This window comes from Oerskovia enterophila (assembly GCF_001692445.1).
GTDB classification, from domain to species: domain Bacteria; phylum Actinomycetota; class Actinomycetes; order Actinomycetales; family Cellulomonadaceae; genus Oerskovia; species Oerskovia enterophila.
The window spans coordinates 53,009-77,895 of record NZ_MAQA01000014.1; the positions used below are offsets into that span (position 1 = coordinate 53,009).

The following is a 24,887-nucleotide window of genomic DNA, read 5'->3' on the forward strand; positions in this document are numbered from 1 at the left end:
CTGAGGAGAGCACCCAGAACGACCGGTCCCCGTCGCTGCCCTCGGGCGGGGGGCGGACCGAGGCGGGGGACCGCGTCACGGCCGTCGCGGCGTCGCCCGCGGACGAGCTGGTCGCGATCCGGCGCGACATCCACGCGCACCCCGAGGTCTCGCGGGCAGAGACCCGCACCACGGCACTGATCGCCGACCGCCTGCGCGCGGCCGGGCTCTCGCCGCGCCTGCTGCAGGGCACCGGTCTGGTGTGCGACATCGGCGGTGCCGAGGGTCCCGACGGCGAGACGCGCGGCCGGGTCGCGCTGCGCGCCGACATCGACGCGCTGCCGCTCCAGGACCGCTGCGAGCTGCCGTGGGCCTCGACCGTCCCGGGGGTCGCGCACGCGTGCGGCCACGACGTCCACACGACCGTGGTGCTCGGGGCCGGTCTGGTCCTCGCCGAGCTCGCGCAGCGCGGTGAGCTCGCCCGCCCCGTCCGGCTGATCTTCCAGCCCGCCGAGGAGGTCCAGCCCGGTGGCTCGCTCGACGTCATCGCGCAGGGGGGCCTCGACGGGGTCGACGAGATCTACGCGGTCCACTGCGACCCCAAGGTCGACGCGGGGCAGATCGGCACGCGCATCGGGCCCATCACCTCGGCCTCGGACGAGGTGTCCGTGACCATCACGTCGCCCGGGGGGCACACCTCGCGGCCGCACCTGACGGGCGACGTCGTCTACGCGCTCGGCCAGGTCATCACCCAGGTGCCCGCGGTGCTCGGGCGCCGGCTCGACCCCCGCTCGGGCGTCAACCTCACGTGGGGTGCCGTGCACGCGGGGTCGGCGCACAACGCGATCCCCAGCACCGGGACGGTCCGGGGGACGCTGCGCTGCCTCGACGTGCGGGCCTGGGAGTTCGCCGGGCAGGTGCTCCACGACGCGGTCGAGCAGGTCGTCGCGCCCTACGAGGTCGAGGTCACCGTGAACCACACGCGCGGCGTGCCGCCGGTCGAGAACGCCGAGGACTGCACGGGCGCCCTCGAGGCGGCCGCGCGCGACGTGCTCGGGCCGACCTCGGTGCTGCTGACCGAGCAGTCGCTCGGCGGGGAGGACTTCGCCTGGTACCTGACCAAGGTGCCGGGCGCCATGGCACGGCTCGGGACCCGGACTCCCGGCGGCCGGTCGTACGACATCCACCAGGGCGACCTGCAGGTCGACGAGTCGGCGATCGGTGCCGGGGTCCGGCTGCTCGCGCGCGTCGCGCTGGGCTGAGGGGGAGGCCGCCCGGGAGCCGTGGCGGCGTCTCTCGAGGGTGCGTCGTGGTTGCTCGACACAACCAGGTGTCCGATCCGTGGACCGAGAACGACCACGGCTGAGACGCCAGATGACGCTTCCATAACGAAGCGGCGTCGTTACCCGCAAGTAACGTCCGCGATTCCTGGACGTGGCTAGTGTTCGATCCATACAGGCCGACGGACTCCGTGACCTTCCCGTGCAACGGCGCGCGGGTGGGTCCCGGTCATCTCCGTGAGGCCATCGACGAGATCGACAGGAGCTCATGGTGAAGAGAGCAACGCAGATGACCGCGCTCGCGGCGGTCGCCGCGCTGACGCTGGCCGCATGTGGCAGCGCGCCCGACGAGGGTGGCAGCACGGGAACGGCGGGAGGCTCCGAGTCGAGCTTCAAGGCCTGCATGGTGTCCGACGCCGGCGGGTTCGACGACAAGTCCTTCAACGAGTCGGGCTACAACGGCCTCATGGCTGCGGAGAAGAACCTGGGCATCCAGACCGCCACGGCGGAGTCGAAGGAGGAGTCGAACTTCGCTCCGAACATCGACAACCTGATCTCCGAGAACTGCAACATCATCGTCACGGTCGGCTTCCTGCTCGCGACCGCCACGGGCGACGCGGCCCAGGCGAACGCCGACGTCGACTTCGCGATCGTCGACTCGACGGCGCAAGACGCTGACGGCAACACGATCGAGCTCGACAACGTCAAGCCCATCAGCTTCGACACCGCCCAGGCCTCGTTCCTCGCGGGCTACCTCGCCGCGGGCATGAGCAAGACGGGCACGGTCGCCACGTACGGCGGTCTGCAGATCCCGTCCGTGACGATCTTCATGGACGGCTTCGTCGACGGCGTCGCGAACTACAACGAGACGCACGGCACCGACGTCAAGACCCTCGGCTGGAACAAGGAGTCGCAGAACGGCTCGTTCGCCGGTGGCTTCGAGGACCAGTCCCAGGGCCAGCAGCTCACGCAGACCTTCATCGACCAGGGTGCGGACATCATCATGCCCGTCGCCGGTCCGGTCGGTGTCGGCACGCTCGCCGCGGCCAAGGACGCGACCGACGTGTCGGTCATCTGGGTCGACGCCGACGGCTTCGAGACCAACCCCGACTCGGGCGACCTGATCCTGACCTCGGTCCTCAAGGAGATCGGTGCGGGCGTCGAGGACGTCATCACCGCGGCCTCCGAGGACGAGTTCTCGAACGAGCCCTACGTGGGCACGCTCGAGAACGGCGGCGTGGACATCGCGCCGTACCACGACTTCGACTCCAAGGTCCCGCAGGAGCTCAAGGACGAGATCGACCAGCTCCGCAAGGACATCATCGACGGCACCATCGTCGTGGAGTCCCCGAGCTCGCCGTGACCTGACGCTGTACCTCGTGGTCCGAGCCGGCCCGGCATCCTCGCCGGGCCGGCTCGACCAGTCTTGGGCTAACGTCACAGGCAAGGCTGCCTGTGCATCGAAGGGACCGTACGTGAAGCTGGAGCTCCGCGGTATCACCAAGTCGTTCGGACCGCTCGTCGCCAACGACCACATCGACCTCGTCATCGAACCGGGGCAGATCCATGCCCTTCTCGGGGAGAACGGCGCAGGCAAGAGCACGCTGATGAACGTGCTGTTCGGCCTCTACCAGGCCGACTCGGGCGCCATCCTGCTCGACGACGAGGAGCGCGCCTTCCGGGGACCGGGCGACGCGCTCGCCGCCGGGATCGGCATGGTGCACCAGCACTTCATGCTCGTGCCCGTGTTCACCGTCGCAGAGAACGTCATGCTCGGGCACGAGGACGTCAAGGCCGGGGGATTCCTGGACCTCGAGGCCGCACGTGCCCGGGTGCGGGACCTGTCCGCGCGGTTCGGCTTCGGCCTGGACCCGGACGCCGTCGTCGAGGACCTGCCGGTCGGCGTGCAGCAGCGCGTCGAGATCGTCAAGGCGCTCGCACGCGAGGCCAAGGTCCTCATCCTCGACGAGCCCACCGCGGTGCTGACGCCGCAGGAGACCGACGAGCTGATCGAGATCATGCGACAGCTCAAGGCCTCGGGCACGTCGATCGTCTTCATCACGCACAAGCTGCGCGAGGTCAAGGCCGTCGCCGACGTCATCACGGTCATCCGTCGTGGCGCGGTCGTCGGCACGGCCGAGCCGTCGGCCTCCGAGACGGAGCTCGCGTCGCTCATGGTGGGGCGCTCGGTCTCGCTCGGTCTCGACAAGGCACCCCCGCAGCTCGGTGAAGAGACCTTCGTGGTCACGGACCTCACGGTCCTCGCGCCCAACGGGCAGGCCGTCGTGGACCGCGTCTCGTTCTCGGTCGCAGAGGGCGAGATCCTCGCCGTCGCGGGCGTGCAGGGCAACGGGCAGACCGAGCTCACCGAGGCCATCCTCGGGCTGCTGCCCTCCGCGGAGGGGGCGATCTCGCTCCACGGCAAGGAGCTGCGCGGGCTCTCGCCCGACGCGGCCCTCGACGCCGGGATCGGGTTCGTGCCCGAGGACCGCAAGGTCGACGGGCTCGTCCTCGACTTCACGGTCGCGGAGAACCTCGTGCTCGACCTCTACGACAAGTCCCCGTACGCGCGGGGCATCGCGCTCAACCTGCCGGAGATCCGGCGCAACGCCGAGCACCGCATCAGCGAGTTCGACATCCGCACGCAGGGCCCCGGCCAGGAGGTCGGCCGGCTCTCGGGCGGCAACCAGCAGAAGGTCGTCCTCGCGCGCGAGCTCTCGCGCCCGCTCAAGCTCTTCATCGCGAGCCAGCCGACGCGCGGCGTGGACGTGGGGTCCATCGAGTTCCTGCACCGCCGCATCGTCCAGGAGCGCGACAACGGCACCCCGGTGATCATCGTCTCGACCGAGCTCGACGAGGTCGTCGAGCTCGCCGACCGGATCGCCGTGATGTACCGCGGGCGCATCGTGGGCTTCGTCCCGCCCACGACGTCGCGCGAGGTGCTCGGCCTCATGATGGCCGGCGTGCCCTACGACGAGGCCACCGCACAGGTGACCGACCAGACCGACACGACGGGAGCAACCCAGTGACCGACCAGCAGCCCGTCCCTCCGGCGACGGGGGAGCCGGCCCCCGAGGCGCCGCGCGCGGCGAAGCCAGCGAGCGACGCCCGCTGGGCTGCGACCTTCCGGGAGATCACGACGGGCCCGTTCGGCGTCACCGTCCTGGCGTTCGTCCTGGCGCTCGTCATCGGCGGGCTCCTGATCATCGTCACAGACCCCGACGTGACGGCTGCCGCGAGCTACCTCTTCGCCAAGCCCGCCGACTTCTTCGGTGCGGCCTGGAGCGCGGTGGCTGACGCCTACTCGGCCATGTTCCGCGGCGCGGTCTACAACTACGAGGCCCCGACGTTCGCCCGCGGCATCCGCTCGCTGACCGAGACCATGACCGTCTCGACGCCGCTCATCATCGCGGCCCTCGGCGTGGCCGTCGGCTTCCGTGCGGGCCTGTTCAACATCGGTGCGCAGGGGCAGGTCCTCATGGGGGCTGCGATCGGCGGCTACGTGGGCTTCGCCTGGAACCTGCCGCCCGTCCTGCACCTGCTGCTCGCGCTGCTCGGCGGCGTGCTCGCCGGTGGCTTCTGGGCCGGCATCGCAGGCTTCCTCAAGGCCCGTACGGGCGCGCACGAGGTGATCGTGACGATCATGCTGAACTACGTCGCGCTCTATCTCGTCGCCTGGTTCCTCACGACCAGCGCGTTCACCCGGCCGGGCTCCAACCAGCCCAAGAGCCCGGGCGTCAAGGACACGGCCCAGCTGCCGCTGCTCCTGGGCGACCAGTTCCGCCTCAACGCGGGCTTCCTGGTCGCGATCCTGGCCGCGGTCTTCGTCTGGTGGCTCATGTCCCGCTCGACGTGGGGCTTCCGGTTCCGCGCGGTGGGCTCCAACCCGCAGGCCGCCCGGACCGCAGGCATGGGAGTGGCGTCGTCGTTCGTGCTCGTCATGGTCGTCTCGGGTGCCCTTGCGGGCCTCGCGGGCGCCGTGCAGATCCTCGGCACGGAGAAGGCGCTGACCGGCGGGATCGCCGGTTCGATCGGGTTCGACGCGATCACCGTCGCCCTGCTGGGCAGGTCCAAGCCGCTCGGCATCTTCTTCGCGGGCCTGCTGTACGCCGGGCTCAACGTGGGTGGACGGGCCATGGAGGCCTCGACGGGTACGTCGATCAACATCGTCCTGGTCATCCAGTCGCTCGTCGTGCTCTTCATCGCGGCCCCGCCGCTCGTCCGGGCCATCTTCCGGCTGCCCGCCCCGAACCCCGTCGTCGTGAAGGGAGCCAGCGCATGACCGCCATGGCCGCACCGCGTACCCAGGTCGCTGCCGTGACGGCGACCCGCAGCTGGAAGGTCCCCATCACGCTCGGGGTCTTCGGCCTGCTCTCGTTCGTCCTGTTCGGCCTCCTGGGGCCGGCAGGTTCCGTGACGACCTTCGGGATCTCCACGGGGGCCGACCTCCTCAAGTTCGACCCGGTCGAGCTCCCCACGCGGGCCACCGCGATCGTGCTCTCGGTGCTCTGCCTGCTCCTGGCCGGCTACGCGACCCTGCGGGTCCGCGCGGACAAGCCGGTCGGGCGCTGGGTGCTCGCGGTCTTCGGCGTCCTGTGGGTCCTGACGTTCCTCGTGTGGGCCGTCGCGGACAAGAGCACGTCGATCGTGAGCCTCCTGCAGGGCTCGCTGCTCCTCGCGGTCCCGCTCGCGTTCGGTGCGCTCGGCGGTCTGCTCAACGAGCGGGCCGGCGTCGTCAACATCGCGATCGAGGGTCAGCTGCTCACGGGCGCGTTCGGCGCCGCCGTGCTCGCCTCGGTCGTGGGCAACGCGTACGTGGGTCTGGTCGCTGCTCCGCTCGCGGGGCTGCTCATCGGCGCGATGCTCGCGCTGTTCACGGTCAAGTACCACGTGAACCAGATCATCGTCGGTGTGGTGCTCAACGTGTTCGCCGTGGGCCTGACGAGCTTCCTGTTCTCCTCGGTGCTCAAGAACGACCCCGCGACGCTCAACACGCCCCCGCGCCTGCCGACGCTCCCGATCCCGCTGCTCTCCGAGATCCCGATCATCGGCCCGGTGCTGTTCCGCCAGTCGATCATCGTGTACCTGCTCTACGTCGCGGTCATCGTCATCAGCATCGCGCTCTTCCGCACCCGGTGGGGCCTGCGCGTCCGATCGGTCGGGGAGTACCCCCAGGCCGCGGACACGGTCGGCATCAACGTCAACCGCACCCGGTGGGGCAACGTCCTGCTCGGGTCCATGGTCGCGGGCCTCGGCGGTGCGTTCTTCACGATCGGGTCCGTGGGTGCGTTCGGCCAGGAGATGACGGCCGGCAAGGGCTACATCGCGCTCGCCGCGATGATCCTGGGCCGCTGGAGCCCGTGGGGGGCCCTGGGCGCCGCGCTGCTCTTCGGGTTCGCCGACAAGCTGCAGCAGGTGCTCGGCGTCCTCGAGACCCCGATCCCCAACCAGTTCATGCTCATGCTGCCCTACGTCGTGACGATCTTCGCGGTCGCCGGCCTGGTCGGTCGCGTGCGCGGGCCCGCTGCCGCGGGCGAACCGTACGTGAAGGGATGACCGGATGAGCGACGAGACACCGACGATCGACTGGGAGGGCCTGCGGGTCGCTGCCCGGGCCGCGATGGAGAAGGCGTACGCGCCCTACTCCTCGTTCAAGGTCGGGGCCGCCGCGCTGGTCGACGACGGCCGGCTGGTCACGGGCGCCAACATCGAGAACGCGGCATACGGCGTGACGCTGTGCGCCGAGTGCTCGCTCGTGAGCGACCTGATCGGGAGCGGAGGCGGGCGCCTCGTGGCCTTCGCCTGCGTCGACGGGCACGGCAACGTGCTCATGCCGTGCGGACGGTGCCGCCAGCTCCTGTGGGAGCACGGCGGGCCCCGGCTGCTCGTGGAGACGACCCGAGGCATCAAGCCCATGACCGATGTGCTGCCCGACGCTTTCGGGCCTGAAGATCTGGTGGAGCGAGCATGAGCACGCAGAGCACTCCGGTGGGCGCCTCCGGCGCGCTGCCGAACAAGGAGACCGAGTCGTTCGACGCGGTCGACGTCATCCGCACCAAGCGGGACAAGGGCCGTCTGTCGGCCGAGCAGATCGACTGGGTCATCGACGCCTACACGCGCGGTGTCGTGGCCGAGGAGCAGATGGCCGCCCTCAACATGGCGATCCTGCTCAACGGCATGGACCGCACGGAGATCGGGCGCTGGACCGCGGCCATGATCGCCTCGGGCGAGCGCATGAACTTCTCGGCGCTCTCGCGCCCCACGGCCGACAAGCACTCGACGGGAGGCGTGGGGGACAAGATCACGTTGCCGCTCGCTCCGCTCGTCGCGGTCTTCGGGGTCGCGGTGCCGCAGCTCTCGGGGCGCGGTCTGGGGCACACGGGGGGCACGCTCGACAAGCTCGAGTCCATCCCCGGCTGGCGCGCCGCGCTGACGAACGAGCAGATGATGAACCAGCTCGAGCACGTGGGCGCCGTCATCTGCCAGGCGGGCTCGGGGCTGGCCCCGGCCGACCGCAAGCTCTACGCGCTGCGCGACGTCACGGCCACGGTCGAAGCGATCCCGCTCATCGCGTCCTCGATCATGAGCAAGAAGATCGCCGAGGGCACGGGTGCGCTCGTCCTGGACGTCAAGGTCGGCTCGGGCGCGTTCATGAAGGACATCGAGCAGGCGCGCGAGCTCGCGCGGACCATGGTGGACCTGGGCACGGACGCGGGTGTCCGCACGGTCGCGCTGCTGACCGACATGTCGACCCCGCTGGGGCTGACGGCAGGCAACGCGCTCGAGGTCCGCGAGACGCTCGACGTGCTCTCGGGCGGGGGGCCGCGCGACGTCGTCGACCTGACGGTCGCGCTCGCTGTCGAGATGCTCGACGCGGCGGGCAGGCCCGTCCCGGAGGACGAGGTGCGGCACGCGCTCTCGAACGGCCGGGCCATGGACAAGTGGCGCGAGATGATCGCGGAGCAGGGCGGCGACGCCCGCGCTCCGCTGCCCGTGGCGCGCGAGAAGGAGCACGTGGTCGCCGACCGTGACGGCGTCCTCTCGCACCTCGACGCGTTCGGCGTGGGGGTCGCGGCCTGGCGCCTCGGTGCGGGCCGTGCCCGCAAGGAGGACCCGGTGCAGGCCGGGGCGGGGATCGAGATCCACGCCAAGCCGGGCGACGTGGTCACCAAGGGGCAGCACCTGCTCACGCTCCACACCGACACCCCGGAGCGGTTCGACCGGGCGGTCGAGGCGCTCGAGGGCGCCTGGTCCGTCGCGGACCCGGGCACGGCCGTCGAGACGCCGGCCCTGATCCTCGACCGGCTCGCCTGACATGACGGCGGAGGGGGAGGCCTCGGGGGGCGCGGCACCGCGCGACCCGGAGGCCTCCCCGCCCGACGACCGCCGACCCCGTTCGGTCTACGGCGTCGGCGAGGAGCCGGACATCCGCTTCAGCCTGGCCAACGAGCGCACCGCGCTGGCCTGGGTGCGCACGGGGCTCGGACTGGTCGCGGGCGGTGTCGCGCTGACGTCGTTCGCGTCGTTCGCGGACCTCACGGGGTTCGTCGACCTGATCGCCGCGGTGGCCTGCCTCGCGGGGGCCGGGTTCGCAGGGTACGCGCTCCTCTCCTGGAAGCGCGTCGAGCGGGCGATCCGCCGGGGCGACCCGCTGCCGTCCCCGACCGGTCTGCCCGTGCTCGTCGCGGGCGTCGTCGTGCTCGCGCTGCTCGTGGCCGGGTACGCGGTCACCGAGGTCTGGCGGCGGTGACGCCGCCGACCCGGGACCCGGGGCTCCAGCCAGAGCGCACGGCCCTGGCCTGGCAGCGCACGGTCCTCGCGGTCGTGATCGGCGCGATCCTGCTCGCGGTGGCCGGTCTGCGCGCGGGACAGCCGGTCCTCGCGGCGTGCGCGGGGACGCTCGCGGTCGCGACGCTCGTGCCCGCGGTCCTCCGGCCGCCGTCGGGCGGTCTGCCCCGGGACGGCCGTCTGAGGTCGTGGGGTTTCCTGGTCCGGGTCGCCGCGCTCGTGGGCGTCCTGGGCCTGCTGGGCGCGGCGAGCGCGCTCGTCCGGCTGCTCTGAGGGCGGCGGTGCGAGGAGCGAGGCGCTCGGGGGGTGCGAAGGATGGCAGGCTGTCCGGATGATCCTCGCCGACCTCCAGCTCACCCGGGTCCTGCGCGCAGCGGGCGCGGGCCGGGGTCCGTTGCCCCTGCCGCCTCCGTCGGGGCGCTATGCCCTGCCCGACGGCGCAGCCTCCTCGGCCCGTCGGGCCGCCCTGCGTGCGGGGCATCCCGGGCAGGTCGCCGACCGGCTCGTCACGGTGCTCGAGTCGCTGCGCCCGTGGGAGCGCGAGCACGTGCTCGACCCGCTGCGTCGCCGCTCCGTCGCGCCCGACCAGCGCCGTGACCTCGCGGGCAACCCCGACCTGACGGCCGGGCGGCCGGTCGGTCAGGGGCAGGGGTCGGCCCCGGGGCGCCCGGACCTGCGCTTCCCCGAACCGCTCGTGCTGGGCCGGGCCCGCGCGGTCCAGGTCGACGAGACGACGTGCGGGTCCGCGGTGCTGGCCGTCCTGGCCGCGGCGGGGGACCCGGTGGTCTCGTTGTGGCTCGTCGCCGGGACGGACGTCTCGCGAGGGGCCTGCGAGCACGTCGTGAGCGAGGGCCAGGTGGACGCGACCGCCCGGGAGCTCGAGACGTCGTCGGGCCGGTTCCAGGCGCTCCAGCGCCTCCTCAAGGCGCGCACGACGCGGGCCGCGCTCGGCCCCTTCCCGTGGCCCGGCAGGCTCGGGACGCCGCCCTGGACGGCCGCACGCGACGCCCGCTACGCGGACGTGCGCTTCACGCACCGGATCGTCGCGGGCGGTGGCCCAGGGGACCCGGTGCTCGCGAGCGCGCTGCGGTCCGTGGCCGCGGGCGTGCCGGTCCCGCTGTACACGGGCGGCGACGTCGGGACCGGGTGGTCCACCGCGGTGCCGCGGCACGTCGTGCTCCTGGCCGGGGTGAGCGGTCCTCAGGCCGAGGCGGGAGGGGACGACGGGACGCAGGCGCACGGGGGGCGCTGGTGCTCGGTGTACGAGCCGTCGTCCGGGGCGCTGCACCGCGTGCGGGTCGCGGACCTCCTGGCGGGCACCCGCGTCGCGGGGGAGCCGAGCAAGGCCGTGCGCCGCGCGCTCGGGGGCTGGCCGCACGTGACCTGGGCGGTCCTGCCCGCCGGACGGGCTGGCGGGTCGCGCCGGGTCGGGTGACGATGGAGGGACGGCGAGAGGAGCACCCCCATGAGCACCGTGCCCGGAGCGGAGGCCTGGCGAGACGCCGGGCTGGTCACCCCCGACGACGTCCCCACGAACCTGGTCGAGGAGGAGTCGCAGGGCGACCCGCCGCCCTCGCCCGAGGACGCCGAGGACTACACCCCGGGGACCCCGCGGCCCGACCTGGACGGTGAGGCCGCCGAGGCCGACGTCGTCGAGCAGGCTGCTGTGGTCCCGGTCGGCGAGGGCGGGGACGAGGATGCGGACGTCCCGGGCGCTGTCGGCGGCGACGGCGCGTGAGACCGCATGACCGCCCGTGACGCAGCCGTGACCTGCCCGGCGGGGCGGACGTCGGGTGCACCCGTCCCGTGCCCGGTAGCGTGAGCGCATGACCTCCACACCCTCCTCAGTGAGCGAGACCGTCGCGGCGATCGCCGCGCTCCCCAAGGTCGTCCTCCACGACCACCTCGACGGCGGGCTGCGCCCCGCGACGATCATCGAGCTGGCCGCCGCGATCGGGCACGACCTGCCCGCGACCGAGCCGGACGCGCTGGGCACCTGGTTCGTCGAGTCGGCCGACTCGGGCTCGCTCGTGCGCTACCTCGAGACCTTCGACCACACCATCGCCGTCATGCAGACGCCCGAGGCCCTCGCGCGCGTCGCCCGCGAGTCCGTCCTCGACCTGGCCGCGGACGGCGTCGTCTACGCCGAGCAGCGCTGGGCCCCCGAGCAGCACGTGCAGCGCGGCCTGAGCCTGCAGGACACCGTGGACGCGGTCCAGGCCGGGCTCGAGGAGGGCGTTGCCCTCGCCGCGGCCCAGGGGCGCACCATCCGCGTGGGCCAGCTCGTGACCGCGATGCGGCACGCCGACCGCTGGCAGGAGATCGCCGAGCTCGCGGTCGCCAACCGGGGCAACGGCGTCGTCGGGTTCGACATCGCCGGGGCCGAGGACGGCTTCCCGCCCTCGCGCTTCCCCGACGTGTGGCAGTACCTGGCCGACGAGAACTTCCCCGTGACGATCCACGCGGGCGAGGCGTCGGGCGTCACGTCGATCGCCGAGGCGGTCCACCTGGGCCAGGCCTCGCGCGTGGGCCACGGCGTGCGCCTCATCGAGGACATCTCGTTCGACGAGAGCCACGGCACCGCGGCCCTGGGGCAGTTCGCCCACTGGGTCCGCGACCACCAGATCCCGCTCGAGCTGTGCCCCGTCTCGAACCTGCAGACCGGTGCGGCGGGCTCGATCGCGACGCACCCCATCACGCGCCTCAAGGAGCTCGACTTCGCGGTCACGCTCAACACGGACAACCGCCTCATGTCGCGCACGTCCATGACCCACGAGATGACGCTGCTCGTCGAGCAGGCCGGCTGGACGCTCGAGGACCTCTACGACGTGACGGCCACGGCCGCGTGGAGCGCCTTCATCCACCACGACGAGCGCCGCGCGCTCATCGACGACGTCATCCTCCCCGGCTACCAGGAGATCCAAGGAGCACAGCTGTGAGCACCGCAGGCACGTCCCCCCTGGACCGCGCGTCCCTCGCGCAGTTCGTCGACCACACCCTCCTCAAGCCCGAGGCGACCCGCGCGGACTTCGAGGCGCTCGTCGACGAGGGCGTGGCGCTCGGCGTCTACTCGGTGTGCGTCTCGCCCTCGGTCCTGCCGCTCGACGGCAAGGGCCTGAAGATCGCGACCGTGTGCGGGTTCCCGTCGGGCACCCACCACAGCGAGGTCAAGGCCGCCGAGGCGGCCCGCTCGATCGCGGACGGCGCGGACGAGGTCGACATGGTCATCGACCTGGGCGCGGCCAAGGCGGGGGACTGGGCGTACGTCCAGGCGGACATCGCGGCCGTGCGGGCCGCCGTCCCGGCCCCCAAGGTCCTCAAGGTCATCATCGAGTCCGCGGCACTGACGGACCACGAGATCGTCGAGGCGTGCCGCGCCTCGGAGGCCGCGGGTGCCGACTTCGTCAAGACCTCGACGGGCTTCCACCCGGCCGGTGGCGCCTCGACGCACGCGGTGTCCATCATGGCGGAGACCGTGGGCGGCCGGCTCGGGGTCAAGGCCTCGGGCGGCGTGCGCACGCTCGCCGACGCTCTCGCGATGATCGAGCACGGCGCGACGCGCCTGGGCCTTTCCGGGACCGCGGCCGTGCTCGCGGGCTTCGACGGGATCGAGCCCGCCGAGGGCGGTTCTTCGGGCTACTGACCCGTTCGTCACGACCGAGGGGTGGCCGAGCCTGGACGGGCGGCTACCCCTCGGCACGTCCAGGGTTAGGCTAGCCTCACTTCGCCATCACCGGCGGAGCGCACCCTGGAGGACCGTATGACCGACCCCACCCCCCGCAGGCCCGAGCGCGTCGCGACCCACGCCGTGGTGGTGCGCACCGAGCGGCTCACGCCGCACATGATCCGCGTCGTCCTCGGCGGGGACGGGCTCGACGGGTTCGACGCCGGCCCGTACACCGACCGCTACGTCAAGCTGCTCTTCCCCGAGGCGGCCGGGCCGGAGGGGCGCGTCCCGATGCGCACGTACACGATCCGCTCGTGGGACCCCGCGGCGCGCGAGCTGGCCATCGACTTCGTCGCGCACGGCGACGAGGGGCTCGCAGGCCCCTGGGCGTCCGCCGCACGGGTGGGCGACCCGATCTCCTTCTTCGGTCCGGGAGGCGACTACGCGCCGTCGGGCACCGCGGACTGGCACCTGCTGGTGGGCGACGAGAGCGCGCTGCCCGCGATCGCCGCGGCCCTCGAGGCAGTTCCCGACGGCGTGCCCGTCCTCGCGGTCGTCGAGGTCGCCTCCGCGGACGAGGAGCAGCCCCTCACCTCGCCCGGAGCGCTCGACCTGCGGTGGGTCCGCCGCGACGAGCACCCCGACCGTGCGCCCGGCGAGGCGCTCGTCGAGGCCGTCGAGAGCCTCACGTTCCTGCCCGGGACGCCCCAGGTCTTCCTGCACGGCGACGCCGGGTTCGTGCGGACGCTGCGCCGCCACGTCCGCCTCGAGCGGCAGGTGCCCGTGACGTCGCTCTCGGCGTCGGGCTACTGGCGCCGCGGGCGCACCGAGGAGGGCTGGCGCGCCGAGAAGGCCGACTGGAAGGCCGCCGTGGCGCGCGACGAGGAGCCCGCGCTGCGGTCCTGATCCGCGGACTTCTGCCCGCACGCCTCGGGCCGCCGCGCGTCCCTGGACGGGGACTGCGCGGCGGCCCGAGGCGGGCGCGGGAGGGACGGGTCAGATCCCGAGCGCCGCCGCGACGTCGCGGCGGACGTGGTCGAGCCGGGTCCGTGCGAACGCGCGGGCGGCCGTGAGGTCGTCGTAGCTCGCGTCGGGTGCGACCGGGACGATGACCTCGAGGTAGCACTTGACCTTGGGCTCCGTGCCGCTGGGGCGCACGATGACCCGGGTCCCGTCCGCGGACAGCAGCCGCACGCCGTCGGTCGGGGGCAGGCCGTCGAGACCGTCCGACAGGTCGACGACCTCGCTCACGCCCGAACCCGCGAGCGTCCGGGGAGGGGCTGCGCGCAGCCGTGACATGGCCGCCGTGATCTGGTCCAGGTCCGTGAACCGGGCCGAGAGCTGGTCGGTCACGTGCAGGCCGTGCGTGCGCGCCAGGTCGTCGAGCGCGTCGACGAGCGTGCGCCCCTCGGCCTTGAGCCGGTTGGCGAGCTGTGCGAGCAGCAGCGCAGCGCTGATGCCGTCCTTGTCGCGCACGTTCTGCGGGTCCACGCAGTAGCCGAGCGCCTCCTCGTAGCCGTAGACCAGGCCGTCGACGCGCGAGATCCACTTGAACCCCGTGAGCGTCGAGGAGTAGCCCAGGCCGTGGCTCTCGGCGATCTTGCGCAGCAGCCGCGAGGACACGATCGAGCTCGCGAAGAACTGCGTGCCGGGGGCGGTGCGCAGCCGTTCCGCCCGCTTGCCGATCTCCTCGCCGAGGAGCGAACCCACCTCGTCGCCGTGCAGCATGCGCCACCCGTTCGAGCGCGCGGTCTCGGCGCCCTGGTAGGTCCCGACGCGCGGGTCGTAGACGGCCAGCGCGCACCGGTCGGCGTCCGGGTCGTTCGCGATCACCAGGTCCGCCTTGGCGTCCTGCGCGTAGGCGAGCGCGAGGTCGATCGCGCCGGGCTCCTCCGGGTTGGGGAAGGCCACGGTCGGGAACAGGGGGTTCGCCTCGAACTGCTCGGCGACGCTGATGACGTCGGTGAAGCCCGCGTTCTCGAGGACCCGGTTGACGACCGCCCCGCCCACGCCGTGCAGCGGGGTCGCGACGATGCGCAGGTCGCGCGCCGCGCCGTCGGACAGGCGGCCCACGGACTCGACGTAGCCGAGCGCCAGGTCGCGACCGAGGACCGTCCAGCCGTCGGTCGCCCGCGGGACCCGTGCCGCCACGGGGGCGCGGTGGATCGCCGCCGCGATCTCGGCGTCGTACGGGGGCACGATCTGGGCGCCCTGGCCCGAGTCGGTCACGACCCGCCCACCCAGGTAGACCTTGTAGCCGTTGTCCCGCGGAGGGTTGTGGCTCGCGGTCACCATGACGCCCGCGTCGGCGCCCAGGTGGCGCACGGCGTAGGCGAGCACAGGCGTGGGGAGGGCCGACGGGAGGATCGACGCCTCGACCCCGGCGGCGGTGAAGACCGCGGCGCTGTCCTGCGCGAACGTGTGCGAGTGGTGGCGGGCGTCGTAGCCGATCACGACCCGCGGGGTCTGGCCGGGCAGCGCGTCGCGCAGGAACGATGCGAGACCCGCGGCGGCGCGGATGACCACCGCACGGTTCATGCGGTTCGGGCCGGCCGCCATCTCGCCGCGCAGGCCGGCCGTGCCGAACTGCAGCGTCCCGGAGAAGCGGTCGCGGAGCTCGGCGCGGGCCCGTGCACGCACCTCGTGGTCGCGCGGGTCGGGGGAGTCGGCCTCCGCGAGCAGCGTGCGCAGCTCGAGCTGGTCGGCCGGCTCGGGATCCGCCTCGATCCAGGCCTCGACCTGCGCGAGGAAGGCCGCGTGGCCGGCGCCGGCCTCGTACCCGGGGTCGTCGACCTCGTTGGCCAGGGGCTCGGGGTTCGTCATCTCACACCAACTTCGCGATCTGGGCGAGCAGGGAGCTGATCCGGGGACCGGCAGCCTGGCCGGCCTCGATGACCTCGCCGTGCGAGAGCGGCGTGGGGCTGATCCCGGCGGCGAGGTTGGTCACGAGCGAGATGCCCAGCACCTCGAGGCCCGCGTGCCGTGCGGCGATGGCCTCGAGAGTGGTCGACATGCCCACCAGGTCCGCGCCCAGGATCCCGGCCATGCGGACCTCGGCCGGGGTCTCGTAGTGCGGGCCGGGGAACTGCGCGTAGACGCCCTCGCCCAGCGAGCCGTCGACCGACCTGGCCAGGTCCCGCAGGCGCGGGGAGTACAGGTCCGTGAGGTCGACGAACGTGGCCCCCTCGAGGGGCGAGGTCGCGGTGAGGTTGATGTGGTCACGGATGAGGACCGGGGTGCCCGGCCCGTGGTCCAGGTTCAGGCCACCGCAGCCGTTGGTCAGGATGACGGTCTGCGCGCCGGTCGCGGCAGCGGTCCGCACGCCGTGGACGACGTGGCGCACGCCCTTGCCCTCGTACAGGTGCGTGCGCGACCCGAGCACGAGCGCGTGGCGGACCGAGCCGTCGGCGCGCTCGATCCGGATCGAGCGGGTCGTGCCCACGTGCCCGGCGACGGCAGGCTTGGAGAAGCCGGGGATCTCGTTCGTGGGGATCTCCGCGACGACGTCGCCCAGGAGCTCGGCAGCCCCGCCCCAGCCGGACCCGAGCACGAGGGCCACGTCGTGCCCCTCGATCCCGGTGGCGTGGGCGATGTGGTCGGCAGCGGCGCGGGCCACGAGGAACGGGTCGGTGGTGGGGTCGTCGAGAGACAAGGTCGTCGTCATAGGACGAGGCTAGCCGTTCTTGGGCCTCGCGCCCCGCCGAAGACCCACCCGGGGACCGGGTGACCGATCTGTCCGCATGCTGACACGGTGACCTCGGACTTCCTGACACAATGGCACCCGTGACGAACGAGAACAGTGACCTGCAGGCCAGCCGTATCGTGATCGTGGGCGGTGGTCCCGGAGGCTACGAGGCGGCTCTCGTCGCCCGTCGGCTCGGCGCGGACGTCACGGTGGTCGAGCGCCAGGGGCTCGGGGGAGCCGCGGTGCTCACCGACGTCGTCCCCTCCAAGACCCTCATCGCGACCGCCGACTGGATGACCATCGCGGACCGCGCGGCAGACCTCGGCATCCGCCTGCCGGTCGACACCGTCAAGGCGGCGCACCCGGCCATGCGCCGGCACATGGTGGACCTCGACGCCGTCAACACCCGTGTCATGGCGCTCGCGGCCGCCCAGTCTGCCGACATCCACGCGCGCCTCGAGCGCGAGGGCGTGCGCGTGCTCCTCGGCGAGGGCCGCCTCGACGGGCCCACGCGCGTGCAGGTGACGCCCGCGGACGCGGACGAGTCGCCCGTCACGCTCGACGCGGACGTCATCCTGCTCGCGCTCGGCGCGACGCCGCGCGTGCTGCCGACCGCCGTCCCGGACGGCGAGCGCATCCTCACGTGGACCCAGCTCTACAACCTCAAGGAGCTCCCCGAGCGCCTGATCGTCGTCGGCTCGGGCGTCACGGGCGCCGAGTTCGCGGGGGCGTACAACGCCCTCGGCTCGGACGTCGTGCTCGTCTCGAGCCGCGACCGCGTCCTGCCGGGCGAGGACGCCGACGCCGCCGAGCTCATCGAGGGCGTCTTCCGCTCGCGGGGCATGACGGTCATGTCGCGCTCGCGGGCCGAGGCCGCCGTGCGCACCGAGGACGGGGTCGAGGTCACGCTCGCCGACGGCCGGGTCGTCCAGGGAACCCACGTCCTGCTCGCGGTCGGGTCCATCCCCTCGACGCAGGGGATCGGGCTCGAGGAGGCGGGGGTGCGTCTCACGCCGAGCGGCCACGTCCAGGTCGACAAGGTCTCGCGCACGTCGGTGCGCGGCATCTACGCGGCCGGCGACTGCACGGGCATCCTGCCGCTCGCGTCGGTCGCCGCGATGCAGGGCCGTGTCGCCATGTCGCACGCCCTGGGTGACGCCGTGAGCCCCATCAAGCTGCGCACGGTCGCGGCGAACATCTTCACGGCTCCCGAGATCGCGACCGTCGGGTACAGCGAGGAGAAGCTCAAGGAGCAGGGCTCCAAGTACGTGACCACGACGCTGCCCCTGGCCCGCAACCCGCGCGCCAAGATGCTCGGCATGCGCGACGGGTTCGTCAAGCTGTTCGCGCACCCCGAGGCCGGCGTCGTGCTCGGCGGCGTGGTCGTGGCGCCGCGGGCCAGCGAGCTCGTCTTCCCGATCACCCTCGCTGTCGCGCACCGCCTCACGGTCGACGACGTGGCCGAGGCCTTCACGGTCTACCCGTCGCTGAGCGGGTCCATCGCCGAGGTCGCCCGCATGCTCCACCACCGCGAGGACTGAGCCACCACGCGAGCGGCGCCGCACGCCCAGGGCGTGCGGCGCCGTCGGGCACCTGGTCGTCGCGTGCGACGGGGACGGGCCGCGGCCGTGACGGCTGCGGCCCGTCCGCCTCCTACTCCTGCTCCGTGCCGCTCGGCCGGACCACCGCGACGAGCGGGCGGTGGTCGGACCAGGCGACGTCGAGCACCGTGACGCGCTGGAACTCCAGCCCCGCGCCGAACACCCAGTCGATCCTGTAGGCGGGCGCGTCCGCGGGCGAGGTCAGGTCGCCGGGGTCCCCGACGTCGTCCTGCCCGCTGACGAGACCGTGGGACTCGACGAGCTCGATCTCCTCCCAGCCGGGCTCGGCGTTGAGGTCTCCCGCGAGCAGGTACGGGCCCGCCACGGGCTCGGCCGCGAACAGCGTGCCGAGCTGGTCGAGGCGCGTCGGGGTGTTCGCCTCGCGGTGCTGCAGATGCACCGAGGTCACCCGGACGCCGTCGGGCCACGAGGTGTCGCCGTCCACGGGCGTGAACGTGGCCGAGACGGTCGAGCGGTTCTGCGGACCGGCGCCCAGCGGCAGGGCGAGGCGCGCGACGTCGCTCGCCGCGACCACGTCGGGGTTCCACAGGATCGCGTTGCCGAACTGGCGGTCGGCCGCACCCACGAACTCGACCTCCAGCCCCGTCTCGCGGGCGAGGTAGGACGCCATGTCCACTCCGCCCCCGAGCACCCAGCCGCGGGAGACCTCCTGGAGCGTCACGACCTGGGCGCCCGAGTCGCGGACGATCGCGACGACCTCGTCGAGGTCGACCGACGGCGTCGCGCTCACGCCGTAGTGCAGGTTCCAGTCGAGCACCGTGAGGCGCTGCTCGCGGTCGCCGACCGCGACGGGGGTCGCGCTCGTCGAGACGAGCACCGCACCGGCGGCGGCCAGGGCCGCGACGGCCGCGGTGACCGGCAGGGAGATGCGCAGCCCCGGTGCGGGCGCGTGGGCCGCGTCGGCTGCGGCGCCCGCGGCTGTGCCGGCTGCCTCGGGCAGGTCGGCCGGACCGCCGCGTGCGCGGCGCAGGCCCGCGACCGCGAGCACGACCGCGACGGCGACCGGGACGGTCGCGTTGGGCACGGGCAGAGGGACGTCGTAGTCGAGCTGGTAGACGAGCAGCGGCAGGATCAGGCCCAGCCCGACGGCGGTGCTCGCCCCGGCGAGGCGGGCCCACCCGAGCTCGTGGGCGGGTCGGGTCAGGGCGTGTCGGACCGCGTCGGTCGCGGTCGCGGCGAGTCCCACGACGCACACCAGCAGCGCCCAGCCGAGCGGCGACGAGACGTCCTGCGTGCGCCCGGGCACCAGGAACAGCACCGCGGTGAACGCGGGCAGCAGCACGAGCGAGACCCAGCGGCCCGTCGACGCCAGGGTGCGAGCGGCGGGGGTGCTCGTCCCGGCGACGCCCCAGAGCGGGAGCAGCCCGACGACCAGGGCCGTGACGGCGACCGCTCCACCGGCCACGGGCAGCGAGAGGCCGGTCTGCGACGCGACGAACGCGGGGTTGCCGAAGACCATGACGCCCAGCGCGAGGTAGGGCCCGAGCACCCACAGGCCGCGCGAGCCCGGGGTGGCGGGGTCGCGACGCAAGAGCCAGGCCGCGACCACGGCCACGCCGCCCAGGACGACCGGCGCGACCCAGCCGAGCAGGTCGGTGCGCCAGTACGCGTCCCACGTGCCGTGCAGCAGGCTGACCCCGGCCGCGCCGAGGACCCCGAGGCCCATGCCCATCGCGACCATCCGGCCGTTCGCCGGGCGCGGGCCCGCACGGCCAGCGTCGAGCTCGGTCGCGGGATGAGGCCGGGTGCCGCTCGCGAACCCGGCGACCAGGACGACGGTCGCGACCGCGAGCGCGGCGCCCCCGAGCCCGAGCCCGTAGCGGGCCGTGCCGAGCCAGGAGCCCGAGGCGGCCGCGATCCCGAGTCCTTGCAGGCCCAGGCGCCAGACCACGAGCGCGACCACGGCGCCCACGACGACGCGCCCGTTCACGGGCAGACGGGCCGCGACGATGGTCACGGCGAGGGCCGGCGCGGCGTAGGTGACCAGTGCCGTGACCGCGGCCGTGACGACCCCCGAGGTGAACGCGTGGTCCAGCAGGGGCCCGCTCGCCCGGATCATCTCGACCGCGAGCGCGGTCACCACCGTGAGGAGCAGCAGCCTCGCCGCGTTGCCGCGTCCGAGGCTCGCGACCCGGCGTGCGGCGTGCGCGATCTGGCGGCGCGTCGTGTGCGGTGCGGTGCCCGAGGTCGCGGGGCCCGCCGAGGAGGGAGGCTCGTCACCGGCGGTCTCCGTCGAGGGCGTGCGCGAGGCGTCGTCGACCGGGTCCGGGGTGGCCGAGGGGGCTGTCGGCGACGCGGGCGCCGCCGGCACGGCCGCAGCCGACGCCGCAGCCGATGCCGTTGCCGGACCTGCGCTCGACCGTGCACGCGACCGTGCCGGCGGGTTCGACGGGGACGGCGCGAAGCGCGCGTCGGCCTCCGGTGCCGCGGGGTCGGGCGAGGGCGCCGGCGCGACCTGGCCGATCGCCGCGGTGTGCGTGGGGACGCGGTGCACCGTGCTGTCCGACCGCCGGGCCAGGTCCGCGAGCTCTGCGGCGCGCTGGGCGGCGCGACGTTCGGCCCGGGTCGCGGGTGTCGAGGGCGCGTCCCGCGGTGCGTCCGTGGCAGGGAGAGCGGCCGAGGCCGGCGGGTCGTCCGGGAGGTCGGTACGGGTGCGGTGGTCGTCGGTCACGGCCCGACGGTACTAGGGGCCGCTGACGCCGCGGCGGGGGACGCGCGACGTTCACAGGTCGCTCACCCCCTCCCACGGCCGTACTGTGATCCGGATCACAGAATCAGGGCGATCGTGCCACACTGAGAAGCAGTCGTCGACGACCCGGGCCACCGCTCACCGAGCCACGCCCGGGAGGGAGGCCAGCATGACGAGCACCGTCCCCGCCCCGCCTGCCGGGGTGGTCGGCCACGTCGTCGGGGGCCGACCCGTGCGAGAGGCCGAGAGGTTCGGCCCGGTCCACGACCCCGCCACGGGACACGTCACGGCGCACGTCGCGCTGGCCTCCGTGGACGACGTCGACCGGGCCGTCGCCGTGGCGCTCGCGGCCTTCCCGGGCTGGGCCTCGACGGGCCTGTCCCGGCGTGTCGAGATCCTCTTCGCGTTCCACGAGCTCCTGCGCTCGCACCGCGACGAGATCGCGCACCTGGTCTCGGCCGAGCACGGCAAGGTCGTGAGCGATGCCGAGGGCGAGGTCTCGCGCGCGCTCGAGAACGTCGAGTTCGCGGCAGGTATCCCGCACCTGCTCAAGGGCGGGTTCAGCCAGCAGGTCGCGACGGGCGTGGACGTCCACGAGGTCAAGCAGCCGCTGGGCGTCATGGCGGGCATCACGCCGTTCAACTTCCCGGCCATGGTGCCCCTGTGGATGATCCCGACGGCCATCGCGTGCGGCAACACGTTCGTCCTCAAGCCCAGCGAGCGAGACCCCTCGGTCTCCCTGCTGCTCGTGCGCCTGCTCGCGCAGGCGGGGCTGCCGGACGGCGTCGTCAACGTGGTGCAGGGCGACCGGGTCGCGGTCGACCGGCTCCTGGAGCACCCCGACGTCGCTGCGGTCAGCTTCGTCGGCTCGACGCCCGTCGCGCGGCACGTCTACGAGACGGGCACGCGCCACGGCAAGAGGGTCCAGGCCCTGGGCGGGGCGAAGAACCACCTCGTCGTCCTGCCCGACGCCGAGCTCGACGCCGCAGCGGACGCGGCGGTCTCGGCGGGGTACGGGTCCGCGGGCGAGCGGTGCATGGCGATCTCGGTCGTGGTCGCGGTCGGTGAGATCGGCGACCGGCTGGTCGAGGCGATCCGGACGCGCGTGGAGGGGCTCGTCGTCGGGCCGGGGAACGACCCCACCTCGCAGATGGGGCCGCTCATCACGGCCGAGCACCGCGACCGCGTCGCGGCGCGCGTGCAGAGCGCGCTCGAGGAGGGCGCGAGCCTCGTCGTGGACGGACGCGCGGGGCCGCCCGTGGCCCCCGGGGCCGACGGCGTGGACGTGAGCGGCGGGTTCTTCCTGCGACCCAGCCTGGTCGACCACGTGCTGCCCGAGCACACCGTGTACCGCGAGGAGGTGTTCGGCCCCGTGCTCTCGGTCGTCCGCGTCCGGACGTTCGACGACGCGCTGCGCCTCGTCAACGAGAACCCCTACGGCAACGGGGCGGCGATCTTCACGCGCGACGGAGGCGCGGCCCGACGCTTCGAGGTCGAGGCGCAGGCCGGGATGATCGGGATCAACGTGCCCATCCCGGTGCCCGTCGGCTACTACTCGTTCGGGGGCTGGAAGGGCTCGCTGTTCGGCGACTCGCACATCTACGGACCCGAGGCCATCCACTTCTCGACACGGACCAAGGTCGTGACGTCGCGCTGGCCCGACCCGGCGACGAGCACGATCGACCTCGGCTTCCCCCGCAACAGGTGACGACCCGTGAGCACAGGTGAGGGCACGTGACCGCGCGACCCAGCGCGGGGAGCGGGCCGACGACCGGACGGAGGACCGGCGCATGACGGACGAGGTGACGGGCACGGGGCGGCGCGACCGCGAGGACGCCCACGTCTTCTACTCGTGGTCGGCCCAGGAGCTGATCCACCCCGTGACCATCGCGGGCGGCGAGGGGGCCTGGTTCTGGGACACGGACGGGCGCCGCTACCTGGACTTCGCGTCACAGCTGATCAACCTCAACCTCGGGCACCAGCACCCCGCGCTCGTGGGCGCGATCCAGGAGCAGGCCGGGCGTCTCGCGACGGTCGCGCCGTCGTTCGCGAACCCGGTCCGCAGCGAGCTCGCGCGGCTCGTCGTCGAGCGCGCGCCGGGAGGCGCCGACGGCGGGCTGACCCGGGTCTTCTTCACCAACGGCGGCGCCGACGCGGTCGAGAACGCCGTGCGGCTCGCACGTCGCCACACGGGGCGTCAGAAGGTCCTGGCGGCCTACCGCTCTTACCACGGGAACACCGGCACGGCCGTGACGGCCACGGGGGACCCTCGCCGCTGGCCGAACGAGGTGGACCCGGGCGTGCGGCACTTCTTCGGGCCCTACACCTACCGCTCGGCGTTCGGCGCCGCCGACGACGCCGAGGAGCGCGTGGCAGCGCTGCGTCACCTGCGCGAGGTCGTCGAGCTCGAGGGCCCCGCGACGATCGCGGCGATCCTGCTCGAGACGGTCGTGGGGACCAACGGGGTGCTCGTCCCGCCCGACGGCTACCTCGCGGGCGTCCGCGAGCTGTGCGACGAGCACGGCATCCTGTACGTCGCCGACGAGGTCATGGTCGGGTTCGGTCGCGTGGGCGAGTGGTTCGCGGTCGACCGCTGGGGGGTGGTGCCGGACCTCGTGGTCTTCGCCAAGGGAGTGAACTCCGGGTACGTGCCGCTCGGCGGCGTCATCATCTCCGAGCGCGTGGCCGCGAGCTTCGACCATGCTGCGTTCCCCGGCGGCCTGACCTACTCGGGGCACCCGCTCGCGTGCGCGCCGGGAGTCGCGAGCATCCGGGTCTTCGAGGAGCAGGGGATCCTCGACCGCGTCCGCACGCTGGGCGAGAAGGTGATCGGCGCGCGCCTGCGTGACATGGCAGCCCGCCACCCGAGCGTGGGGGAGGTGCGCGGGCTCGGGTTCCTGTGGGCGATCGAGCTCGTCCGCGACCCCGCCACGCGCGAGCGCCTCGTGCCCTTCCAGGGGACGGCTGCCCAGAACGCGCCCATGGCGCAGGTCGTCGCGGCCGTGACGGCGGGCGGCGTCTGGCCCTTCCCCCAGGTCAACCGGCTGCACCTTGCCCCACCGCTCGTGACGTCGGTCGAGGACCTCGAGCACGGCCTCGACGTGATCGACGCCGCTCTCGACGTCGCCGACCGGTACGTCGTCGACCCCTCGCCCACCTGACCGCACCCGCCCTCCGAGGCGGTGGGCCCGGCCGGACCAGCCGGTCCGCCCTCCGCAGGAGACCCGCCGACCCAGCAGCCACACCGACCCGAGGAGAACCCATGATCGTGCGAGCCGCCCTCACCCAGGTCCGCTGGACCGGTGACCAGGAGTCCATGCTCGCGGCCCACGAGACGTTCACGCGCCTGGCCGCAGACCAGGGGGCGAAGGTCATCTGCTTCCAGGAGGTGTTCAACGCTCCCTACTTCCCCCAGGTCGAGGACGCCGCGTTCTACTCCTACGCCGAGCCGGTTCCGGGCCCCACGACCGAGCGTTTCGCGGCCCTCGCCCGGGAGCTGGGCATCGTGATCGTCCTGCCCGTGTACGAGCTCGAGCAGCCCGGGATCCTCTACAACACCGCGGCCGTGATCGACGCCGACGGGAGCTACCTGGGCAAGTACCGCAAGACCCACATCCCGCACCTGCCCGGGTTCTGGGAGAAGTTCTACTTCCGCCCCGGGAACCTCGGCTACCCCGTCTTCGACACCGCGGTCGGGCGGATCGGGGTCTACATCTGCTACGACCGGCACTTCCCCGAGGGGTGGCGGGCCCTGGGCCTGGCCGGGGCGACCGTCGTGTTCAACCCGAGCGCCACGAGCCGCGGCCTGTCGAACTACCTGTGGAAGCTCGAGCAGCCTGCGGCGGCCGTGGCCAACGAGTACTACGTCGGGGCCATCAACCGGGTCGGGTTCGAGGAGCTCGGGTCGAACGACTTCTACGGCACGAGCTACTTCGTGAGCCCCGAGGGAGCGTTCGTGGGGGAGACGGCAGACGCCTACGAGGAGGAGCTCGTGGTCCGCGACCTTGACCTCGACCTGCTGACCGAGGTCCGCAACCGCTGGCAGTTCTACCGCGACCGCCGCCCGGACGCGTACGGCCCGCTGACGGCGCCCTGAGCCGACGGACCCGAGCAGGCACTTCGTCAGCTCGGAGCCGGCCCCCGCGCAGAAGACCGACCGACGAACGAGAGGACCGCA

At 73.2% G+C, this 24,887-nt stretch carries 21 protein-coding genes; 18 read left to right on the plus strand and 3 right to left on the minus strand.

Annotation, left to right across the window (positions count from 1 at the left end; all coding sequences use genetic code 11):
- The first annotated feature begins 107 nt into the window (after positions 1-107).
- The 14 genes from OERS_RS07695 to OERS_RS07760 all read left to right on the plus strand — a co-directional run bounded on the left by OERS_RS07695 (position 108) and on the right by OERS_RS07760 (position 13,620).
- Positions 108-1,241 carry an amidohydrolase gene (locus tag OERS_RS07695; RefSeq protein ID WP_248948455.1) on the plus strand — a complete coding sequence of 378 codons (1,134 nt, stop codon included), beginning with the start codon at positions 108-110 and terminating at the stop codon, positions 1,239-1,241.
- 289 nt (positions 1,242-1,530) lie between these two features.
- Positions 1,531-2,622 (plus strand): BMP family lipoprotein, encoded by a 1,092-nt coding sequence (locus OERS_RS07700; RefSeq protein ID WP_068625361.1) that lies wholly within the window; start codon positions 1,531-1,533, stop codon positions 2,620-2,622.
- Between the two features lie 112 nt (positions 2,623-2,734).
- The gene (locus OERS_RS07705) at positions 2,735-4,288 is read left to right on the plus strand and encodes an ABC transporter ATP-binding protein (RefSeq protein WP_068625339.1); all 1,554 of its coding nucleotides are present in this window, start codon (positions 2,735-2,737) and stop codon (positions 4,286-4,288) included.
- Positions 4,285-5,541, plus strand: a complete 1,257-nt coding sequence (locus OERS_RS07710; protein WP_056763279.1) for an ABC transporter permease — start codon at positions 4,285-4,287, stop codon at positions 5,539-5,541. Before OERS_RS07705 ends, OERS_RS07710 begins: the two co-directional genes overlap by 4 nt.
- A gap of 5 nt (positions 5,542-5,546) precedes the next feature.
- The gene (locus OERS_RS07715) at positions 5,547-6,815 is read left to right on the plus strand and encodes an ABC transporter permease (protein WP_056651346.1); all 1,269 of its coding nucleotides are present in this window, start codon (positions 5,547-5,549) and stop codon (positions 6,813-6,815) included.
- Between the two features lie 4 nt (positions 6,816-6,819).
- The gene (locus tag OERS_RS07720; protein WP_056650323.1) at positions 6,820-7,230 is read left to right on the plus strand and encodes a cytidine deaminase; all 411 of its coding nucleotides are present in this window, start codon (positions 6,820-6,822) and stop codon (positions 7,228-7,230) included.
- Positions 7,227-8,573, plus strand: a complete 1,347-nt coding sequence (locus tag OERS_RS07725; RefSeq protein WP_068625340.1) for a thymidine phosphorylase — start codon at positions 7,227-7,229, stop codon at positions 8,571-8,573. Before OERS_RS07720 ends, OERS_RS07725 begins: the two co-directional genes overlap by 4 nt.
- A gap of 1 nt (position 8,574) precedes the next feature.
- Entirely contained in the window at positions 8,575-9,009 is a 435-nt protein-coding gene (locus OERS_RS07730; RefSeq protein WP_068625341.1) for a YidH family protein, read from the plus strand.
- Positions 9,006-9,320, plus strand: a complete 315-nt coding sequence (locus tag OERS_RS21725) for a DUF202 domain-containing protein (protein WP_056650332.1) — start codon at positions 9,006-9,008, stop codon at positions 9,318-9,320. Before OERS_RS07730 ends, OERS_RS21725 begins: the two co-directional genes overlap by 4 nt.
- Positions 9,321-9,378: 58 nt before the next feature.
- Positions 9,379-10,482, plus strand: coding sequence for a hypothetical protein (locus tag OERS_RS07740; RefSeq protein ID WP_068625342.1), 1,104 nt, complete (start codon positions 9,379-9,381; stop codon positions 10,480-10,482).
- Positions 10,483-10,512: 30 nt separating this feature from the next.
- Positions 10,513-10,785: a hypothetical protein gene (locus tag OERS_RS21065; RefSeq protein WP_068625343.1), complete on the plus strand. Its 273-nt coding sequence runs from the start codon at positions 10,513-10,515 to the stop codon at positions 10,783-10,785.
- Between the two features lie 88 nt (positions 10,786-10,873).
- Positions 10,874-11,986 carry an adenosine deaminase gene (locus OERS_RS07750; protein ID WP_056763285.1) on the plus strand — a complete coding sequence of 371 codons (1,113 nt, stop codon included), beginning with the start codon at positions 10,874-10,876 and terminating at the stop codon, positions 11,984-11,986.
- Positions 11,983-12,690: a deoxyribose-phosphate aldolase gene (deoC, locus tag OERS_RS07755; RefSeq protein ID WP_056763287.1), complete on the plus strand. Its 708-nt coding sequence runs from the start codon at positions 11,983-11,985 to the stop codon at positions 12,688-12,690. The genes OERS_RS07750 and deoC overlap by 4 nt, the downstream gene beginning before the upstream one ends.
- 117 nt (positions 12,691-12,807) lie before the next feature.
- Positions 12,808-13,620 (plus strand): siderophore-interacting protein, encoded by an 813-nt coding sequence (locus tag OERS_RS07760; protein ID WP_068625344.1) that lies wholly within the window; start codon positions 12,808-12,810, stop codon positions 13,618-13,620.
- A gap of 90 nt (positions 13,621-13,710) precedes the next feature.
- On the opposite strand, the gene OERS_RS07765 is transcribed toward OERS_RS07760, so the two are convergent.
- Both OERS_RS07765 and OERS_RS07770 read right to left on the minus strand, forming a co-directional pair.
- Entirely contained in the window at positions 13,711-15,537 is a 1,827-nt protein-coding gene (locus OERS_RS07765; RefSeq protein WP_083201305.1) for a phospho-sugar mutase, read from the minus strand.
- A gap of 1 nt (position 15,538) precedes the next feature.
- The gene (locus tag OERS_RS07770) at positions 15,539-16,378 is read right to left on the minus strand and encodes a purine-nucleoside phosphorylase (RefSeq protein WP_056650348.1); all 840 of its coding nucleotides are present in this window, start codon (positions 16,376-16,378) and stop codon (positions 15,539-15,541) included.
- A gap of 110 nt (positions 16,379-16,488) precedes the next feature.
- On the opposite strand from OERS_RS07770, the gene OERS_RS07775 reads away from it, so the two are divergent.
- A complete protein-coding gene (locus OERS_RS07775) occupies positions 16,489-17,940 on the plus strand; it encodes an NAD(P)H-quinone dehydrogenase (protein WP_056763291.1) in 1,452 nt (483 codons plus the stop codon).
- Positions 17,941-18,052: 112 nt separating this feature from the next.
- Here OERS_RS07775 and OERS_RS07780 read toward each other — a convergent pair whose 3' ends face one another.
- Complete coding sequence (locus tag OERS_RS07780; RefSeq protein ID WP_139107747.1) at positions 18,053-20,692, minus strand: endonuclease/exonuclease/phosphatase family protein; 2,640 nt, start codon at positions 20,690-20,692, stop codon at positions 18,053-18,055.
- A 187-nt stretch (positions 20,693-20,879) separates the two neighbouring features.
- Between OERS_RS07780 and OERS_RS07790 the strand changes: the two genes are divergently transcribed.
- From OERS_RS07790 to OERS_RS07800, 3 genes are all read left to right on the plus strand, one after another.
- Entirely contained in the window at positions 20,880-22,418 is a 1,539-nt protein-coding gene (locus OERS_RS07790; protein WP_068625346.1) for a CoA-acylating methylmalonate-semialdehyde dehydrogenase, read from the plus strand.
- 82 nt (positions 22,419-22,500) lie between these two features.
- Complete coding sequence (locus OERS_RS07795) at positions 22,501-23,871, plus strand: aspartate aminotransferase family protein (RefSeq protein WP_068625364.1); 1,371 nt, start codon at positions 22,501-22,503, stop codon at positions 23,869-23,871.
- Between the two features lie 101 nt (positions 23,872-23,972).
- Positions 23,973-24,806, plus strand: a complete 834-nt coding sequence (locus OERS_RS07800) for a nitrilase-related carbon-nitrogen hydrolase (protein WP_056650364.1) — start codon at positions 23,973-23,975, stop codon at positions 24,804-24,806.
- Positions 24,807-24,887 lie beyond the last annotated feature (81 nt).

Bases quoted from the DNA above. Each gene is read 5' to 3' on its own strand.
- OERS_RS07765 (WP_083201305.1), bottom strand. From the start codon at position 15,537: ATGACGAACCCCGAGCCCCTGGCCAACGAGGTCGACGACCCCGGGTAC.
- OERS_RS21065 (WP_068625343.1), top strand. From the start codon at position 10,513: ATGAGCACCGTGCCCGGAGCGGAGGCCTGGCGAGACGCCGGGCTGGTC.
- OERS_RS07770 (WP_056650348.1), bottom strand. From the start codon at position 16,378: ATGACGACGACCTTGTCTCTCGACGACCCCACCACCGACCCGTTCCTC.
- OERS_RS07740 (WP_068625342.1), top strand. From the start codon at position 9,379: ATGATCCTCGCCGACCTCCAGCTCACCCGGGTCCTGCGCGCAGCGGGC.
- OERS_RS07775 (WP_056763291.1), top strand. From the start codon at position 16,489: ATGGCACCCGTGACGAACGAGAACAGTGACCTGCAGGCCAGCCGTATC.
- OERS_RS07725 (WP_068625340.1), top strand. From the start codon at position 7,227: ATGAGCACGCAGAGCACTCCGGTGGGCGCCTCCGGCGCGCTGCCGAAC.
- OERS_RS07730 (WP_068625341.1), top strand. From the start codon at position 8,575: ATGACGGCGGAGGGGGAGGCCTCGGGGGGCGCGGCACCGCGCGACCCG.
- OERS_RS07715 (WP_056651346.1), top strand. From the start codon at position 5,547: ATGGCCGCACCGCGTACCCAGGTCGCTGCCGTGACGGCGACCCGCAGC.
- OERS_RS07800 (WP_056650364.1), top strand. From the start codon at position 23,973: ATGATCGTGCGAGCCGCCCTCACCCAGGTCCGCTGGACCGGTGACCAG.
- OERS_RS07795 (WP_068625364.1), top strand. From the start codon at position 22,501: ATGACGGACGAGGTGACGGGCACGGGGCGGCGCGACCGCGAGGACGCC.
- OERS_RS07750 (WP_056763285.1), top strand. From the start codon at position 10,874: ATGACCTCCACACCCTCCTCAGTGAGCGAGACCGTCGCGGCGATCGCC.
- OERS_RS07760 (WP_068625344.1), top strand. From the start codon at position 12,808: ATGACCGACCCCACCCCCCGCAGGCCCGAGCGCGTCGCGACCCACGCC.
- OERS_RS07790 (WP_068625346.1), top strand. From the start codon at position 20,880: ATGACGAGCACCGTCCCCGCCCCGCCTGCCGGGGTGGTCGGCCACGTC.
- OERS_RS07720 (WP_056650323.1), top strand. From the start codon at position 6,820: ATGAGCGACGAGACACCGACGATCGACTGGGAGGGCCTGCGGGTCGCT.